At 40.6% G+C, this 17,203-nt stretch carries 16 protein-coding genes; 13 read left to right on the top strand and 3 right to left on the bottom strand.

The features are described 5' to 3' along the window. The first annotated feature begins 543 nt into the window (after nucleotides 1-543). Nucleotides 544-1,797, top strand: coding sequence for a malic enzyme-like NAD(P)-binding protein (locus tag PCIT_RS16030; RefSeq protein WP_010366430.1), 1,254 nt, complete (start codon nucleotides 544-546; stop codon nucleotides 1,795-1,797). Nucleotides 1,798-1,907: 110 nt separating this feature from the next. Here PCIT_RS16030 and PCIT_RS16025 read toward each other — a convergent pair whose 3' ends face one another. Then, nucleotides 1,908-4,358, bottom strand: a complete 2,451-nt coding sequence (locus tag PCIT_RS16025; RefSeq protein ID WP_010366432.1) for a penicillin-binding protein 1A — start codon at nucleotides 4,356-4,358, stop codon at nucleotides 1,908-1,910. A gap of 134 nt (nucleotides 4,359-4,492) precedes the next feature. Between PCIT_RS16025 and PCIT_RS16020 the strand changes: the two genes are divergently transcribed. The 9 genes from PCIT_RS16020 (at nucleotide 4,493) to PCIT_RS15980 (ending at nucleotide 13,448) form a co-directional block, all read left to right on the top strand. After that, entirely contained in the window at nucleotides 4,493-5,572 is a 1,080-nt protein-coding gene (locus PCIT_RS16020) for a pilus assembly protein PilM (RefSeq protein WP_010366433.1), read from the top strand. Further along, on the top strand, nucleotides 5,560-6,132 hold the full coding sequence (locus tag PCIT_RS16015) for a PilN domain-containing protein (protein ID WP_010366434.1): 573 nt from the start codon (nucleotides 5,560-5,562) through the stop codon (nucleotides 6,130-6,132). The genes PCIT_RS16020 and PCIT_RS16015 overlap by 13 nt, the downstream gene beginning before the upstream one ends. 19 nt (nucleotides 6,133-6,151) lie before the next feature. Next, the gene (locus PCIT_RS16010) at nucleotides 6,152-6,757 is read left to right on the top strand and encodes a type IV pilus inner membrane component PilO (protein WP_010366435.1); all 606 of its coding nucleotides are present in this window, start codon (nucleotides 6,152-6,154) and stop codon (nucleotides 6,755-6,757) included. After that, a complete protein-coding gene (locus PCIT_RS16005; RefSeq protein ID WP_010366436.1) occupies nucleotides 6,757-7,296 on the top strand; it encodes a pilus assembly protein PilP in 540 nt (179 codons plus the stop codon). Before PCIT_RS16010 ends, PCIT_RS16005 begins: the two co-directional genes overlap by 1 nt. After that, complete coding sequence (locus tag PCIT_RS16000) at nucleotides 7,280-9,361, top strand: type IV pilus secretin PilQ (RefSeq protein ID WP_420492149.1); 2,082 nt, start codon at nucleotides 7,280-7,282, stop codon at nucleotides 9,359-9,361. Before PCIT_RS16005 ends, PCIT_RS16000 begins: the two co-directional genes overlap by 17 nt. Before the next feature lie 162 nt (nucleotides 9,362-9,523). Next, entirely contained in the window at nucleotides 9,524-10,042 is a 519-nt protein-coding gene (gene aroK, locus PCIT_RS15995) for a shikimate kinase AroK (RefSeq protein WP_010366439.1), read from the top strand. Nucleotides 10,043-10,068: 26 nt separating this feature from the next. Continuing rightward, nucleotides 10,069-11,139 (top strand): 3-dehydroquinate synthase, encoded by a 1,071-nt coding sequence (gene aroB, locus PCIT_RS15990; protein WP_010366441.1) that lies wholly within the window; start codon nucleotides 10,069-10,071, stop codon nucleotides 11,137-11,139. After that, nucleotides 11,139-12,563 (top strand): AAA family ATPase, encoded by a 1,425-nt coding sequence (locus PCIT_RS15985; RefSeq protein WP_010366444.1) that lies wholly within the window; start codon nucleotides 11,139-11,141, stop codon nucleotides 12,561-12,563. The genes aroB and PCIT_RS15985 overlap by 1 nt, the downstream gene beginning before the upstream one ends. A 51-nt stretch (nucleotides 12,564-12,614) precedes the next feature. Continuing rightward, on the top strand, nucleotides 12,615-13,448 hold the full coding sequence (locus PCIT_RS15980) for a Dam family site-specific DNA-(adenine-N6)-methyltransferase (protein ID WP_010366446.1): 834 nt from the start codon (nucleotides 12,615-12,617) through the stop codon (nucleotides 13,446-13,448). A gap of 18 nt (nucleotides 13,449-13,466) precedes the next feature. On the opposite strand, the gene PCIT_RS15975 is transcribed toward PCIT_RS15980, so the two are convergent. Next, complete coding sequence (locus PCIT_RS15975) at nucleotides 13,467-13,646, bottom strand: DUF2970 domain-containing protein (RefSeq protein ID WP_010366448.1); 180 nt, start codon at nucleotides 13,644-13,646, stop codon at nucleotides 13,467-13,469. 12 nt (nucleotides 13,647-13,658) lie between these two features. Next, nucleotides 13,659-13,961 (bottom strand): hypothetical protein, encoded by a 303-nt coding sequence (locus PCIT_RS15970; RefSeq protein ID WP_010366450.1) that lies wholly within the window; start codon nucleotides 13,959-13,961, stop codon nucleotides 13,659-13,661. A 184-nt stretch (nucleotides 13,962-14,145) separates the two neighbouring features. Between PCIT_RS15970 and rpe the strand changes: the two genes are divergently transcribed. Genes rpe through trpS form a run of 3 tightly spaced genes read left to right on the top strand, consistent with a single transcriptional unit; the run spans nucleotide 14,146 to nucleotide 16,521 of the window. Then, nucleotides 14,146-14,829, top strand: a complete 684-nt coding sequence (gene rpe / locus PCIT_RS15965; RefSeq protein WP_010366452.1) for a ribulose-phosphate 3-epimerase — start codon at nucleotides 14,146-14,148, stop codon at nucleotides 14,827-14,829. Then, nucleotides 14,826-15,494 carry an HAD-IA family hydrolase gene (locus tag PCIT_RS15960; protein WP_010366454.1) on the top strand — a complete coding sequence of 223 codons (669 nt, stop codon included), beginning with the start codon at nucleotides 14,826-14,828 and terminating at the stop codon, nucleotides 15,492-15,494. The genes rpe and PCIT_RS15960 overlap by 4 nt, the downstream gene beginning before the upstream one ends. A 22-nt stretch (nucleotides 15,495-15,516) precedes the next feature. Further along, complete coding sequence (gene trpS / locus PCIT_RS15955; protein WP_010366456.1) at nucleotides 15,517-16,521, top strand: tryptophan--tRNA ligase; 1,005 nt, start codon at nucleotides 15,517-15,519, stop codon at nucleotides 16,519-16,521. Nucleotides 16,522-17,203: the final 682 nt, after the last annotated feature.

Below are 17,203 nucleotides of genomic sequence, written 5' to 3'. Positions count from 1 at the left end.
CCCGTTTGATAAAAGCACCTACGGGTGCTTTTTTTGTGTCTTAAATTTAATGATATTATCTGTAGAGCTTAGACTCTAATTTCTATTCCTTATGTTCGGTATTTAATTTACCTCATTTCACTTTTTCAAAAGAGCTTCTATAGTCGTAGAACGGACTGAATGGTTTTTTTGCGTATCTTTGTTAGTTTTATGCATAAAAATTCAAAGTGTCGTTAAAGTTACTGTTTTTAAAATTCATTAAAGTATGCCAACTGCGGTGAAATCTCTACTTTTTTGGTCTATCTTGGTAGTTTGCTCTATTTTGGCTAGGGTGGGTTGTTTTTCATTCAATTTAGGTGGAATAAAAGTAGATGGTCAGTAGTTTTTGATGAATAAAAGCAGATAAAATAAGTTAAATACCCGTAAAAATCTGTGAAAATGCCTTGAACTAGTAAATACAGGATCGACCTGATATTGCTTGAATATATTTGCAAACAGGGTATTGTTGACTTAATTGCGGAATTTCACTCTCACTTTTAACTTCTTGCAGGAATATATCGCGTCATGTCAGACTTTCGTGAACAAGCTCTACATTATCATGCTCATCCCGTTCCAGGTAAAATCAGTGTTGAACTGACTAAGCCAGCGGAAACCGTTAAAGATTTAGCCTTGGCGTATAGCCCAGGTGTTGCCGAACCAGTGCGTGAAATCGCGGCTGATCCTGCAAACGCGTACAAATATACCGGTAAAGGTAATATGGTTGCAGTGATCAGTAATGGTACTGCCATTTTGGGCTTGGGTAATTTAGGCCCCTTAGCATCTAAGCCAGTAATGGAAGGTAAGGCACTTCTGTTTAAACGTTTTGCCGGATTAGATTCAATTGATATCGAAGTTAAGCATCGCTCGACTGAAGATTTCATTAATACTGTAGCTAATATAGCCGATACATTTGGTGGTATTAACTTAGAAGACATTAAAGCCCCTGAATGCTTTGAAATTGAAAAAGCGCTGATTGAGCGGTGTGAAATCCCCGTTTTTCATGATGATCAACATGGTACTGCCATTGTGACGGCTGCGGGCATGCTTAATGCGCTAGAAATTCAGGGTAAAGACATACAAGATGCGATCATCGTATGTTTGGGTGCCGGTGCTGCAGCCATCGCATGTATGGAGCTATTAATTAAGTGTGGTGCACAACGTGAGCACATTTATATGCTCGATCGTAAAGGCGTTATTCACACGCGTCGTGACGATTTAAATGAGTATAAGCAATTATTTGCAAATAATACGGATAAGCGTACGTTGCAAGATGTGATCTCTGATGCTGATGTGTTTGTTGGAGTATCTGGCCCTGATTTATTGTCTGCCGATGATTTAAAGCTAATGGCAGATAAGCCTGTAGTATTTGCATGTTCTAATCCAGATCCTGAAATCAATCCAGAGCTTGCGCACAGTGCACGCACCGATCTGATTATGGCCACAGGCCGTTCTGACTATCCAAATCAGGTAAATAACGTCTTGTGCTTCCCATTTATTTTTCGCGGTGCGCTCGATGTTAGAGCCACAGCGATTAATGATGAAATGAAGATTGCTGCGGTTGAAGCGATTCGTAGTATTGCGAAAGAGCCTGTACCAGAACAAGTGTTGACTGCGGCTGGTGTTGATAGCTTGGAGTTTGGTGCACAGTATATTATTCCAAAGCCAATGGACCCGCGATTATTGCCACGCATAGCTAAGGCTGTGGCACATGCAGCGATCGAGTCCGGTGTTGCGCAAATTGAGCTACCAGCAAACTATATGTCTGATTTAGAAGCCTAATTTACTTATAGATTCGCCTTAACTCAGCATCAATAACGAAAAAGCCAATCAGGTAAATGATTGGCTTTTTTGTATTTAGATATTACTGAGGCGCTTAACATGTTGATGTTTTAAAATAACTCATCTTGTATTGGCAAAGGATCATCAAATGGTGTGCTTGCACCTTTGTCTAATACATATTTGGTTGGTACTGTACCGGGTTCAAAATATTCGAAACGACTTGTGTAATCATTCTTATGACTCAGTAAACCCGTTTTTAAATCAATGCGTACTGAGATTAAACCTGGTGGTGGTTCAATGGGGGCGAGAGGCTGATTGTTGAGGGCGGTGCGCATAAACTCAATCCATGCCGGTTGTGCAGAAATAGCCCCAGATTCTGCGCCTACCAACTGATTTTTGCCTAGGTTATTGTTATATGATGCACGTCCTAATGGCTTGCTTGCATCATCAAAGCCCACCCATACCGTTGTTAATACGTTTTGATTAAAGCCACTAAACCAAGTATCTATCGACTCGTTAGTAGTCCCTGTTTTACCAGATAAATCTCGGCGTTTTAAATTCTGTGCACGCCAGCCAGTACCCGTCCAACCCGTTTTGTGTCGCCAACTGCCCCCGCCCCAAATAGCACTGTGCATAGCACTTGATACTAAGAATGCATTTTGTTCTGAGATCACTTGGGGTGCGCAGGTATGAGAGTACATCTCTAGCTGTTCTTCATCACATGCGATTAGAGGTTGCGCTGACCCCAGGGTATTACCATACGCATCTTGAATCTCACTAATAAAATACGGATCGATAAGATGACCGCCATTGGCAAAGGTGCTCATTCCTCTGGCCATCTCCAGTGGTGTCATGGCAGCACTGCCGAGCGCCAGAGATTCACTGCGATTAATGTCTTCATCTTGAAAACCAAATTTAAGTAAGTGATCAGCGCTCTTGTGTAAGCCTACACCTTGTAATAGCCTGACAGATACAACGTTTTTTGATTGTGCCAGTGCACGACGAATTCGGATCGGACCACTATACACATCGGGGCTATTTCTTGGACGCCATGCATATCGCTGGCTTTTATCCCAATGATTGATTGGTGCATCGTTAATAATGGTTGCTAGTGAGTAGTCACTTTCTATCGCTGCTGAATAAATAAAAGGCTTTATATTTGAACCAACTTGCCTTTTTGCTTGAGTCGCACGATTATATTGACTCTGTGTAAAGCTATACCCGCCTACTAAGGCTTTTATTCTGCCATCTTGTGGGTCTAGTGAGACCAGTGCACTTGATGGTTTAGGGTATTGGCTTAGTTGCCATTTATCTTTATGTTTCCTAAGCCAAATTTGCATGCCTGGTGCTAATATTTCAGCTGCTGTTTTGGGTGGTAGGCCTTGACGGGTCTGTGAAATAAAGGCACGAGCCCAGCTTAGCCCATCCCAATTTATGGTTTGATATTCACCTGACTTAGAAAGCACGGTTGCAGACTGTTCAGATATATCGGTAACAACCGCTGCTTGTAATGGAGCGATTTCTTTCACTGGCTTTAAATGCGCCAATATTGCTTGTTCCGTCCAAGGTGCTTCATTTTCAAATTGCCATAATGTTTTTTCAGGGCCACGATAGCCATGACGCATATCGTACTTGTGTAAGTTATTGACCAGTGCCTGTTGAGCGGCAGCTTGAATATCAGACTCAACGCTGGTAAAGACTCTAAACCCACTATTATAGGCTTTGTCAGTCCCATAACGCTCTACCATATAAGCGCGGACCATTTCGGAAATATAAGGTGCATAAAGCTCTATTTCTGCCCCATGGCGTTTTGCTGTAATAGGTGTATTTTTGGCTTTTTCGTAGGTTGCTTTATCTATATATTTTTCTTTAAACATTCTGCCTAATACAACATTACGACGCGCTTTTGCTCGGGTTGCACTGCGAATGGGGTTGAGCGCCGAAGGTGCTTTTGGCAGTCCTGCGATCATGGCCATTTGTGGCAATGTGAGTTCATGGAGCTCTTTGCCGTAGTACACCTGCGCCGCTGCACCAATCCCAAATGCCCGATGCCCTAATTCAATTTTATTAAGGTAAAGGGCGAGGATTTCGTCTTTCGAGAGGAGCTGTTCAATATGTAATGCGATAAAAATTTCTTTGACTTTACGTATATACGCTTTTTCACGAGTAAGGAAAAAGTTTCGAGCAAGCTGCATGGTTATAGTACTGGCACCTTGTTTCTTTTCTCCCGTACTGACTAAGACAATAAATGAACGCACAATGCCGATTGGATCGATGCCAAAATGTTCGTAAAATCGATTGTCCTCCGTGGCGAGTATGGCATCAATAAGGGGCTGTGGAATATCGTCAATTTTTACTGGAATTCGTCGTTTCTCACCGAATTGGTTAATGAGTTTGCCATCTTTGGTAAAGACTTGCATGGGGGTTTGTAATTGTACCTCTTTAAGTACCTTTACGCTGGGGATATCAGATTTGACATAATAATAAAGACTGATTAATGTTAACAGACCTAAAATAGTACAAGCGATAAAAAACTGTAAAGCTCTCTTCAATATAGTCACGGAATATTCCCTAGTTAGACTCCCAATTATAGGTAGACACTGCTAGTATATCTTGAATAAAAAATGATTAATAATAAATGTGTATATAATTATAACTTGTTCATACATAAAACAAAGGATATTAGGCGACAGCCATGCTTAGCAAACTCTTCAATAAACAAGCACCGATGATGTTCGGCATCGACATTGGCTCTCATTGTGCAAAAGCGGTGTTGCTGTCACAGTCCAATGCCGGCTATCGAGTAGAGGCTGTGGCGATTGAGCCTATCCCAAAAGGTGCAATATCGGAGCGCGCAATTCAAGATATTGAAGCCATTGGACGAGTTATCAGTAAATTAAAAAAGCGTTTACCAAAACATACCCAATATGCCGCCGTTGCTGTGTCTGGTCAGTCGGTTATTACTAAAGTGATTTTTATGGATGTTTCATTAACTGATGCTGAATTGGAGTCGCAAATTGCGATAGAAGCTGACAGCTTAATTCCTTATCCATTGGATGAGGTAAGCTTAGATTTTGAGAAAATCTCGGTGAATGAAGCGGATCCTTCACGGGTCAATGTATTACTTTCAGCTGCGAGAACAGAAAGTGTTCAAGCACGAGTTGGTGCCTTAGAAGAAGCTGGCTATAAGGCAAAAGTGGTTGATGTAGAAAGTTATGCCTTGGGTCGTTCACTAGATGTATTGTATGGGCAATTACCGTCAGATGCCTTTGATAAAGTCGTTGCAGTAATCGATATTGGGGCAGTGATCACCCTAGTTAGTGTGATCCAATCAGGTAAAGCTATTTACACCCGAGATCAAGTGTTTGGCGGCGAGCAATATACAAATAGTATTGTTGCCTACTACAATAAAAGTTTTGATGAAGCTGAAATTGCAAAAACAACTGGGGATTTACCACCTAACTATACGTTTGAAGTGTTAGCGCCTTTTCAAACTGCATTACTACAGCAAGTGCGCAGAGCGGTGCAAATGTTTATGACCACAAGTGGTAAAGACCATGTAGACTATGTTGTTCTAACTGGCGGTACTGCTTTAGTTGAAGGGTTAGATAGATTATTGGTTGATGAGTTAGGTATTCACACGATCGTTGCAGATCCTTTTGTGGATATGGAGGTGTCTCCTAAAGTAGATAGGAATGTATTGCAAAGGCATAAGCCACAATTTGCTATTGCAACAGGGCTCGCATTGAGGAGCTTTACGTCATGCCACATATAAATTTATTACCATGGAGAGAACAGCAGCGTCAGGCGTCGCAACAAAAGTTTTTAACGATTATCGGCTTAATAGTTGGCGTTGTGTTTTTAGTTATGTACTTTATTGGTGCATTTTATGATGGCTTGACTGCTGGCCAAAACATAAAAAATAGTTATTTGAAAACAGAAATTGCGAAATTAGATACTCGTATTGTTGCGATTAATGACTTAAATAAAAAGAAAGACAACTTACAGCGACGTATTCGGTTGATTGAAGAGTTACAAAGTAATCGAAACTTAGGAACACAGATTATTGATGAGATCACACGTGTTGTGCCTGCAGGGGTCTATCTCACTAGTTTAGAAAGACAAGGGAATTTACTCAAGGTGATTGGACGAAGTGAATCTAATAATCGTTTATCACAAATGTTACGGCAAGTAGAAGCGTCATACTTACTTGAGCGCCCGATAATACAGGGCATTGTAGCAGGAGAGCAGCGTTCAAGGCTATTGAGTGATTTTACTATGCACTTTTATGTGAAATCGTTTAAACAAATTGAAGAATCTCAGCGTGAGCAGTAATTTAAAGGCGGCTTAAAGAGTGAATTTTGATCTTAAATCATTGCAAGATATCGATTGGAATGAAATTGAATTAGATAACATCGGCGAATGGCCTTTTGCAGTAAAGGTGCTGTGTTGTGTTTTAGTGGTCGTGATCACACTTGCGGTAGGATATAGCTTATTAGTATCTACGTCGATTAGCCGATACGACAGCGCCGTTAACGCTGAGCAGGAATTAAGAACAAGTTACCGTATAAAGTATGCGCGTGCTAATAACTTAGATTTATATCGTCAGCAAATGCTCGATATGGAGGAGCAATTTTCACAGCTACTAAGACGCTTACCCACTTCAAATGAAACTCCAGGGTTATTAGATGACTTGACTTATGTTGGGACATCGAGCGGTCTCACGTTTTTAAAAATTGGCTGGTTACCTGAAATCACAAAAGAGTTTTATACGGAACTGCCGATTAAACTCGAAATTGTAGGGACTTACCATGAATTTGGTGAATTTGTTAGTAAGGTTGCTGAGTTACCGCGTATTGTGAGTCTACATGACTTTCAAATTGAAAATGCAGGGAATAATAATTTAGTATTCAGTGTGGTGGCAAAAACATATCGCTATGAGCAAGAGGGACGTAAGTAATGTATCGGCTTGCTTTGATAGCAATAGGAGTGCTGTTGCTGACTGCGTGTAATGATGACACTGCGGAACAAAAAGAATTTATTGATCAGATACAGGCGAGCGCTACACCCAAGGTAGAACCTATACCAAAAATGCGAGAATTTACACATTTTTCATATGATGCGGTGAGTCTGCGGAGCCCTTTTGTTGCGCCTGAGCCAGAAGTGATTGAAAGTAAAATGGTACAGGTGCGTAATTGTTTACACCCTGATCCAAATAGAGCAAGAGACCCACTAGAGAAGTACCCGTTAGATAATCTAGAGATGAAAGGCACTATCGCCACAACGAATGCAACATGGGCGTTAATTAAAGCATCAGATCAAGGTCTATATCGAATAAAACAAGGACAATATATGGGGCTTTACCACGGTGAGGTTGTTAGTGTTAATCCTGATCATATTGAACTATTAGAATTGATACCAGACGGCACAGGGTGTTGGAAAGAGCGACTAACAAAAGTAGAAATACACGAATCAGAAGAAACTGGTACAGGTGAATAACAATAAAGGTAAAATGATTATGGCTCGTAAGAGTGTGAATTTTGGTTTCAGAGCAACGATTTCTGGAATGTTGTTAGTGCTATCAGGGTTAGTTCAGGCTGTGCCTATGCTCTATGATGTGCGTTATAACCCAGTTCCAAATGAAGAAACTGAATTGCAGTTCGTTTTTGATGAGCAATTAGATATCGAACCGACTGTCACAGTGTTAAATTCACCTGCTCGACTTGCGTTATTTTTCCCCGGTGCGGAATTTGAAGAAAGCTTGAAGTCGTTAGCTGTTAATAAGGCTGGCATACAGGTTATTAAAAGTAGAATGGAAGAAAAGGGTTTTACTTTAACGGTCGTAATGGACAAGCTAAAGCTGTATAAAACCAGAGTGAAGAACAATCTCGTTTATTTGCAGGTATCGGATAACCCGATAGCTGCAGATATGACAAATGAAGCGACAGCCTCAGTTTCAACTCATATTAATACCATACAATCTATAGATTTTCGCCGTGGGGAAAAGGGTGAAGCCAAAGTACTCGCTTTTTTGCAAAGTGCCCAAGCTGCAATAGACGTTCAAGAGCGTGGCGGTAAGATCATTGCTGACTTTCACCATACCGCGATTTTAGATGAGTTACTTTATGAATTAGATGTTTTAGATTTTGGCACGGTTGTCAGTAAAGTCGAAACATTTAGAGAAGAAAACAGCAGTCGTTTAGTCATCGAACCTAACAGCGCGTTCAAATATACCTACCAGCAGCTGGATAATATTTTTACGCTGACGGTCGAAAAAGACACCGAACAACAAGTTTTTGGACAGAAAAAGGAGTATCAAGGTCAGCCAATAACGCTTAATTTTCAAGATATTCCTGTACGCTCTGTACTGCAAATAATTGCTGATACCAATAATTTCAACTTGGTTACGAGTGATTCTGTTAGTGGTAATATTACCTTACGTCTTGATGGTGTGCCTTGGGATCAAGCGTTAGATGTGGTGTTACGAGTAAAAGGGCTTGATAAAAGAATGGAGGGCTCTATTTTAATGGTTGCTCCTTCAGAAGAGTTAGCGGCCAGAGAAGCTAAAGAGTTACAAGCACGCAAGCAAGTAGAAGAGCTTGAGCCGCTGTATAGTGAGTATATTCAATTAAATTATGCAAAAGCGGAAGAATTTGCGGATTTATTAAAGACAGACATAAATAGCATTGTCAGTGATCGTGGTAGTGTATCGGTTGATAACCGCACTAATACGTTATTAATAAAAGACAGTGCACGTAGTATTGAAAGCATTCGTCGCATGGTTGAGACATTAGATGTACCGGTGAAGCAGGTGCGCATTGAATCTCGAATGGTGACGGTTAAAGACAATGTACAGGAAGATATTGGCATACGCTGGGGGTTTAATGATCAGCAAGGGTCTGATGCGATTTCAGGCTCATTAGAAGGTGCTGATTCATTGTCTAATGGAAACATACCTGACTTTACTAATCGCTTAAATGTTAATTTACCCGTTTCGGGACTATCCGCTGGGCGTATTGGTGTACACATAGCGAAGTTAGCAGATGGGACATTAATTGATCTTGAGTTATCAGCATTAGAGCAAGAGAATAAGGGTGAAATCATTGCTACACCAAGCATCACCACGGCGAATCAGAAGAAAGCACGGATTGAGCAAGGTACTGAGATCCCATATGTTGAAGCGGCATCGAGTGGTGCAACGTCAGTCAGCTTTAAAAAAGCGGTGTTAAGTTTAGAAGTAACGCCACAAATCACACCTGACAACAAAATTATACTAGACTTGATCATTACGCAGGATACTCGAGGTGATAATGTTCAAACACCAAGTGGTCCTGCTGTTGCGATTAATACACAGCAGATCCAAACACAGGTTTTAGTGGAAAATGGTCAAACTGTGGTACTTGGTGGGATATACCAACAAGAAATAACCAGTGCAGTGAGTAAAATTCCACTGTTAGGTGACATCCCTTACGTGGGAATGTTATTTAGAAATACTCGTGAAATAAACGAGAAGAAAGAATTATTGATATTTGTGACCCCAAAAATAATGCTAGATGGTCAGTAATTGTCTAGTAATCCGCTGATTTCAGGTCTAGTAGATGCTTTTTATACTATTTGACTTGAAATCGTTCACGAATTACTGAGATAATCCCCTCCTTAATTTTGGGGCCAGGTCGTTAGGCGGGGTTTTATTTCAAATTTTAGAGTTCGTTAGTACTAAAAAGATATGGCTGAGAAACGTAATATATTTCTAGTGGGCCCGATGGGGGCTGGTAAGAGCACGATTGGTCGACACCTTGCTGATCAATTACACCTTGAATTTGTAGACTCGGATCAAGAAATTGAACGCCGTACTGGCGCAGACATTGCGTGGGTGTTTGATCTTGAAGGTGAAGATGGGTTTAGAGTGCGCGAAGAAGGCGTCATTTCTGACCTAACCGAGATGCAAGGCATTGTTTTGGCGACGGGCGGTGGTTCAGTAGTCAGCAAAGAAGTGCGCAATAAGTTATCTGCGCGCGGCATTGTTGTTTACTTAGAAACTCCTATCGAGAAACAAGTTGCTCGTACACAGCGTGACAAGCGTCGTCCACTTTTACAAACCGAGGAAGCGCCAAGAGATGTTCTTGAGCGTTTGGCAGAAGAGCGTGAACCACTTTACAAAGAAGTGGCTGATCATATTGTTCGCACAGACGAGCAAAGCGCAAAAGTAGTTGCTAATCAAATTATAGATAAACTAGATTTCTAGTTAAATGACCAATCTGAGAGGGATACATGCTTGAACTAAAAGTTGAATTGAACGAGCGTAGTTATCCCATTTATATTGGTCAAAATCTGTTATCAGATAGTCGACAGTTACAACATTATGTTGGAGCATGTCGACCTGTTATTGTCACTAACCAGACTGTTGCACCATTGTATTTAGATGGGTTATTGCAAAGCTTGGACGCATGTGCGCCTTTACATATTGTATTACCTGACGGTGAGCAGTATAAAACTTTAGAGTATTTTGAACAGGTTTCAGCTTTTTTGTTGGAAAACAATTGCGGCAGAGACACGTGCTTGATTGCTTTAGGTGGAGGAGTCATTGGTGACTTAACAGGCTTTGTCGCAGCGTGTTATCAGCGCGGCGTACCCTTTATTCAAATTCCAACCACATTACTTTCCCAAGTAGATTCCTCCGTTGGTGGAAAAACTGCAGTTAATCACCCATTAGGTAAAAATATGATTGGGGCTTTTTATCAACCGAAAGCCGTTTTTATTGATACCGATACCTTAAGTACTTTACCAACGCGTGAATTTTCCGCTGGTATGGCAGAGGTTATTAAATATGGACTGATCTACGATATCGACTTTCTTACTTATCTTGAAGAGCATCATGCTCAGCTAAAAGCACTCGAAGTAAACTCACTTACCAAAGTGATTTATCGCTGTTGCGAAATTAAAGCTGAAATTGTTGCACAGGATGAGAAGGAAGCTGGCTTACGTGCATTACTGAACTTAGGCCATACATTTGGTCATGCTATAGAAGCGCAAATGGGCTATGGTAAATGGTTACATGGTGAAGCTGTGTCAGCCGGCATGATGTTAGCCGCTAAGCTTGCGTATGAGCGCAATACATTGACTGGCGAAGAGGTTGATAGAATCGCAACGCTACTTGCGCTGTATGATTTACCAATCACTATTCCGGATTGTATGACCAGTGCTGAATTCTTATTACATATGCGTAAAGATAAGAAAAACAAACAAGGTCGTATTCGATTTATTGTGCCCACAAAGCTGGGAGAATGTGCTTTAGTAGATGATGTGTCAGATGACGCGGTGAGCACTCTTATAGGCCGCTAATGCAATCTCAAATATTGCCCAGTAGAGCTGCTTTAGTAAATCGAATTGAATTACAGTTTGAATACGGGCAAAATCTAATCTGTTTGATTGGCGCATCTGGATTAGGTAAAAGCTATTTAGCAGAGTCTTTTATTACCGATAAGTATCCAGAGTTTAATAAAGCCTTTGTTAAGTTATCTGCACATACCAAAGACAGTGAACTCACCGTTCAACTGTTACAGCATAGTTTTCGCTCTCCGCTTATCGATCAAACTTTGTCATTAAGTGATAACTTCATCACTTTACATAGTGAATCTAGTTCAGGACCGTGCTTATGGGTGTTAGATGGTGCAAGGCACTTATCTGATGAGATGATCGTAGAGCTGCAGAAGCTTGCGAAGCAGACTGTAGAAAAAGTGTATATTCTCATTACCGCACAATCACCGATGATGGTACCACAAGCGTTAGATTTACACTTAGAGCCTTTGTCGCTCTCTGAATCCAAAGCATTGATGAAAATGTTTTTCTCGCAATTACCTGTCGATGAAGATCCGATTTTTCAAGCATTTCTGAGTGAATCTCATGGTAATCCCGCTGTATTATTAGATTGGCGACCTGCAGAACAACAACTGGCACAACCGGGACCAAGTAAATATACAAAAGCACAGTGGCATCTCACTCTTTTGACAGTATTGCTGGCATTACTGATGATTGCGTTTGTTTATAAAAAAGAGCTCAGTGAATTAGTACCTGAAAAGAATGAGCAACCAGCGGTTGATACTGTTCTCCCTAGTGAGCAAGTTTTTATCGGGAAAACAGTTGATGATGTTGTTATGCTAAATGCAGAGAAAGTCGCATCGACTGGTGCTCAAGATGTTATAAATGATGAAGAGCAACTTCTCGTTGTCGTCAATGATAAACCAGACTCCGTAAAAAAGGTTGGTTCTGAACCGCGTCGTGTGGCCGCTGTGTTAGCTGCATTGACAGAGCCACGTGATGAACTAAGTGGGGAAGTGATTGAAGATAATTCCGCAGAAGACACCCGAGCAGAAGCAGTTCATAAATCTATTGATCAGCCATTACTGAAAGATGTTCAACCGAAAAGAAAAGTTATGAGTTCTACCGATATCAATTCTTTGGAACATTCTCACCTAAGTTTGTTAGCGCAAGCCGATACTAACTGGGCTATCCAACTCTTAGCGGTAAAAGATAAGGTAATTGCCGATGCATTTATTACAAAGAATACACAGCGAATATTGCATCTAGAAATATACGGTACTCGTCGTTCAGAAGTTATTTGGTGGATTGTTGTACAAAGTGGCTTTACGACATTAGATAGTGCTAAACAAGCAAAAGCACAATTACCAACTGATATACTGGCCGGACAACCTTTTTTCAAAAAGCAGACTAAAATCAAGCAGGAAATTACTGAGTTTGCTCGGTAATTATCAGCTTTTAGTGTAAAATCGCGCAACTTCAAAATAATTAGAGTTTGTATGCAACAAAAGACCCGAGCCTTTTTAAAGTGGGCAGGTGGAAAATATAGTTTGGTTGAAGGCATTGCGCAGCGTTTATCGTTGGCGAGCCGTGACGCCGACACTTTAGTGGAGCCTTTTGTTGGTGCAGGATCTGTGTTCCTTAATACAGACTTTAAACACTATATATTGAATGACATTAATGCTGATTTAATTAATTTATATAATGAATTGAAGCAGCAGCCAGATGAGTTTGTGAGTGATGCACGAAAGCTATTTGTTGATTTAAACAATCATGCCGACGCTTACTATGAATATAGAAAGCAATTCAATAGCAGTGTTGATATTTATGAGCGTGCTATTTTGTTCTTGTATATGAATAGACATGGTTACAACGGACTATGTCGATATAATTTGAAGGGGATCTTCAACGTACCTTTTGGTAAATACAAGAAGCCATATTTTCCTGAAAAAGAACTCTATGCGTTTGCTAAAAAAGCCCAAAGCGCAACTTTTACTTGCCAAGGCTATGCGCAAGTTTTCAAGAGTATCCCAAAAAATGCGGTTGTTTATTGTGATCCCCCATATGTGCCACTGAGCAAAACAGCCTCTTTTACATCGTATGCTAAGGGCGGTTTTGATTTAAACGATCAAGCGACCTTGGCAAACTTAGCTGAAACGACGGCATTTGAGCGATCAACGCCAGTTTTGATATCAAATCATGACACGGTATGGACGCGTAAAATTTATAGCGAAGCTAAATTAGATGCTATTCAAGTTAAGAGGACGATTAGCCCTAAAGGGACTGGTCGGACAAAAGTTAACGAATTAATGGCGTTGTATTGTAATAACTAAAGTGTAGCTTAATGCCCGTTATCGCAAAATATAATGAACTAACAGCGCTATGCTGATTACAAAACCTAATACGAATACAATACCAATGATTAAAAACGGCAAAAATGACTCTGAGTTGAAATCGTGTTTGTACTTACCATGGCTTTGAACGCCAAAAATAGCTGCAAGAACACTTTGTACGATACTTAGTAGTCGCAAAGTGATGTCCTTTTAAAGTGGAGAAGTAAACCCATCATTGGTAGAGCTTGACTCTTTAGACCCCAGCAAAAGCTCTAAAAGATCTAAATAATGAAACTGAGCGCTGCTACTTTCTCCAGACAGCCAGGCATACCAACTGGTGTGTGCATCGTGTTTACAGGCTTGGATATCCGCAGGTGATTGAGAGGTGACGTTGCAAGCGCAACGGCTATAAAGTGAACTTATGATCTGGGAGTCATCATAGGAAATCGCTCCTAAAGATACAATCGCAATCGCTGAAAGCCCAAACATCCGTCTTTTTTGCCGACTCAACATAATAACTACTCCCCTTTCCATTATTGGTAAATAATACACAATAGGTGTTCATAAAACAAACATAATTCAACTCTGTAAATGCTTTAATTTGAGTCAGCTAAGTAAGCGCTGATTTTTGTTGGGTTAACAGCGCCAATTACGGTAAAGTTAATTTAAAAGTGAGTAACTTTAGGAAGTACATATTTTGTCTCTAGAAAGTAAATATTTAATAGCACCTTCTATTTTGTCAGCAGATTTTGCACGGCTTGGTGAAGATGTTGAGCGTGTTCTTAGTGCTGGCGCAGATGTGGTCCATTTTGATGTGATGGATAATCATTATGTGCCAAACTTAACGATTGGCCCTATGGTATGTAAAGCACTAAGGACCTATGGGATCGAAGCTCCCATCGATGTGCATTTGATGGTAAAGCCTGTTGATAGCTTGATCCCTGATTTTGCAAAAGCTGGAGCAAGCATTATCACTTTCCATCCTGAGGCGAGTGAACATATGGATAGAACGCTCAGTTTAATAAAAGATCAAGGCTGTAAAGCTGGGCTTGTTTTTAATCCTGCAACTCCATTACATTATTTGGACCATGTAATGCATAAACTCGATGTAATTTTGTTAATGTCGGTTAACCCAGGTTTTGGTGGGCAGAGTTTTATCCCAGAAACGATTGATAAACTTAAGCAAGTTAAAGCATTGATCACGGCATCTGGTCATGATATTCGCCTCGAGGTAGATGGTGGTATAAAGGTAGAAAATATTGCTGAAGTGGCAGCAGCAGGTGCTGATATGTTTGTTGCTGGCTCTGCGATATTCAATCAACCCGACTATAAAACGGTCATAGACCAAATGCGTCTAGAATTAGCAAAGGGTGAATCATGAGTTACCAAGGTGTGTTATTTGATTTAGATGGAACCTTGGTCGATAGCGTAGAAGATATGTATATGGCATTAAACCTCACGCTAACGGAAGTAGCGTATCCTATCGTCAGCTACGCGCAGGTAAAAACATGGGTTGGCAATGGTATAGCCACATTAGTGGAACGTGCATTATCAGGAGATACTGAGATAAACCCCGACTTGAGTCAATCGCTTGTCGATCATTCAATTGTCCGATTTAAGCTGCACTATCATGATATTGTAGGGGATTACGCGGCGTTGTATGCGCATGTAGAAACAGGCTTATCGGCGTTGGCGCACCTTCCAAAAGCATTAGTCACTAATAAAGACAGAGCTTTTACTGAGTTATTATTGAATAAACTAAAACTCAGCCATTATTTTGATGTATTGATTTGTGGAGATGATACCGAGAAAAAGCCAAGTCCAAAGCCCTTAATCATGGCGTGTAAATCTCTAGATCTCAATGTCGACGACGTAATGATGGTGGGTGATTCAAAGAGTGATATATTAGCAGCGAAAAATGCTAAGGTAGACGTAATAGCGGTGAAGTATGGTTACAACCAAGGGTACAATCTAGAAGATTTTAATCCAGAGTACCTCTGTGAGGGATTCTTAGATATAATCCCTATTTTAAACAAGCGAAATTAATAGTTAGATATAAAGGAACATCATGAGTAAACCAGTAGTGTTGAGTGGCATGCAGCCAACAGGTGGTATGACGATAGGCAATTATGTTGGCGCGATTAACCAGTGGCTTAACTTACAAGAAAATCATGAAAGTTACTTTATGCTTGCTGATCTTCATGCCATTACTGTACGTCAAAAACCGGAAGAACTGCGTGAGCGGGTTTTAAATGGTATTGCATTGTATGTTGCTTGCGGTATTGATCCAGAAAAAGCCGCTTTATTTGTGCAGTCTCAGGTGCCAGAGCATGCTCAGTTGGGTTGGGTCCTGAATTGTTATGCACAAATGGGTGAGCTCAACCGTATGACACAATTTAAAGATAAGTCAGCAAAACATGCAAATAACATCAATGTTGGTTTATTTTCATACCCTGCATTGCAGGCTGCTGACATTTTACTGTATCAAGCAGCACAAGTACCTGTGGGAGAAGACCAAAAGCAGCACCTAGAATTAACGAGGGACATAGCAACGCGTTTTAACAATTTATATGGTGATGTATTTAAATTACCAGAACCGTTTATTCCAGAGTTGGGTGCACGAGTGATGAGCTTGCAAGATCCTTTGAAGAAAATGTCTAAATCAGATGATAATCCCAATGCGTTTATTATGATGTTGGACGAACCGAAAAAAATTGAGAAGAAGCTCAAAAAAGCGGTCACAGACTCTGATGAACAAGCGCGGATCTATTTTGATCGAGCAGAAAAACCAGGCGTATCTAATTTACTCACATTACTTTCAGTCGCAACAAAGCGATCTGTTGCAGATCTAGTGCCTGAATACGAAGATAAAATGTATGGTCATTTAAAGAAAGATACAGCCGATGCAGTTGTAGCAATGATTGAACCGATTCAATCTCGTTTTAAAGAGATCCGTGAAGATCAAAACCGCCTTGACGAGATCATGCGAAGTGGTGCCGAGAAAGCGGGAGCGCGAGCGCAAACGACATTAAAGGCAGTATATGATGCGGTTGGTTTTATTCCTCGGCCATAATATGCCATATAAAATATAGATTTGAGCCGGAGCGTAATTAAGCGATCCGGCTTTTTTGTTTAAGTTGTTTGTATAAAAACGTATGGAGTAGTTAAACACAATATTGGAGTATGTTTTTTGTGCAAAAATTAAGGGTTTTACATCTTTTTGAGTGTTATTTATTCACTTAACTGTTTTTTTTAATTTTTCCGAAAGTAGAACATTGCCAGGCATTAAATTAGAGAAACCCGTTGCAGAGATGCGACGGGTTTTTTGCTTTCTGGGGTTTAGGAAATAGAGTTGGGGAAAGCTGCTTAGGGAAAAGGGTTAGAGAAAGCTTCGAATAAAAACCCTATGGACCCTGAAACTAGTTCAGGGAGACGGAGTTTTGTATTTAGAGGCGATGTTTTGATTTCGCCCACACAGTTGTCTTCCTGACGTAGGTCAGGATCCAAAACACTCATGCTTGCCGTTGTTATTTTTACACATTTCTGTACTTCTAAAAGGAAGTGAAAACCATGGACCCTGAAACCAGTTCAGGGAGACGGAGTATTTATTTAGAGATAGCGCTTCACTTTGGAGTCCTCCTGACGTAGGTCAGGATCCAAAACACTCATGCTTGCCGTTGTTATTTTTACACATTTCTGTACTTCTAAAAGGAAGTGAAAACCACGGACCCTGAAACCAGTTCAGGGAGATGGAG

It is taken from the genome of Pseudoalteromonas citrea, assembly GCF_000238375.3.
In the GTDB taxonomy this organism is placed as follows: domain Bacteria; phylum Pseudomonadota; class Gammaproteobacteria; order Enterobacterales; family Alteromonadaceae; genus Pseudoalteromonas; species Pseudoalteromonas citrea.
This window is presented reverse-complemented; position numbering and strand designations above follow the sequence as displayed.

Excerpts from the sequence above, each read along its gene's own strand:
- PCIT_RS16030 (WP_010366430.1), top strand. The coding sequence starts at position 544 with ATGTCAGACTTTCGTGAACAAGCTCTACATTATCATGCTCATCCCGTT.
- PCIT_RS16020 (WP_010366433.1), top strand. The coding sequence starts at position 4,493 with ATGCTTAGCAAACTCTTCAATAAACAAGCACCGATGATGTTCGGCATC.
- PCIT_RS16015 (WP_010366434.1), top strand. The coding sequence starts at position 5,560 with ATGCCACATATAAATTTATTACCATGGAGAGAACAGCAGCGTCAGGCG.
- PCIT_RS16005 (WP_010366436.1), top strand. The coding sequence starts at position 6,757 with ATGTATCGGCTTGCTTTGATAGCAATAGGAGTGCTGTTGCTGACTGCG.
- aroK (WP_010366439.1), top strand. The coding sequence starts at position 9,524 with ATGGCTGAGAAACGTAATATATTTCTAGTGGGCCCGATGGGGGCTGGT.
- aroB (WP_010366441.1), top strand. The coding sequence starts at position 10,069 with ATGCTTGAACTAAAAGTTGAATTGAACGAGCGTAGTTATCCCATTTAT.
- PCIT_RS15985 (WP_010366444.1), top strand. The coding sequence starts at position 11,139 with ATGCAATCTCAAATATTGCCCAGTAGAGCTGCTTTAGTAAATCGAATT.
- PCIT_RS15980 (WP_010366446.1), top strand. The coding sequence starts at position 12,615 with ATGCAACAAAAGACCCGAGCCTTTTTAAAGTGGGCAGGTGGAAAATAT.
- PCIT_RS15970 (WP_010366450.1), bottom strand. The coding sequence starts at position 13,961 with ATGTTGAGTCGGCAAAAAAGACGGATGTTTGGGCTTTCAGCGATTGCG.
- PCIT_RS15960 (WP_010366454.1), top strand. The coding sequence starts at position 14,826 with ATGAGTTACCAAGGTGTGTTATTTGATTTAGATGGAACCTTGGTCGAT.
- trpS (WP_010366456.1), top strand. The coding sequence starts at position 15,517 with ATGAGTAAACCAGTAGTGTTGAGTGGCATGCAGCCAACAGGTGGTATG.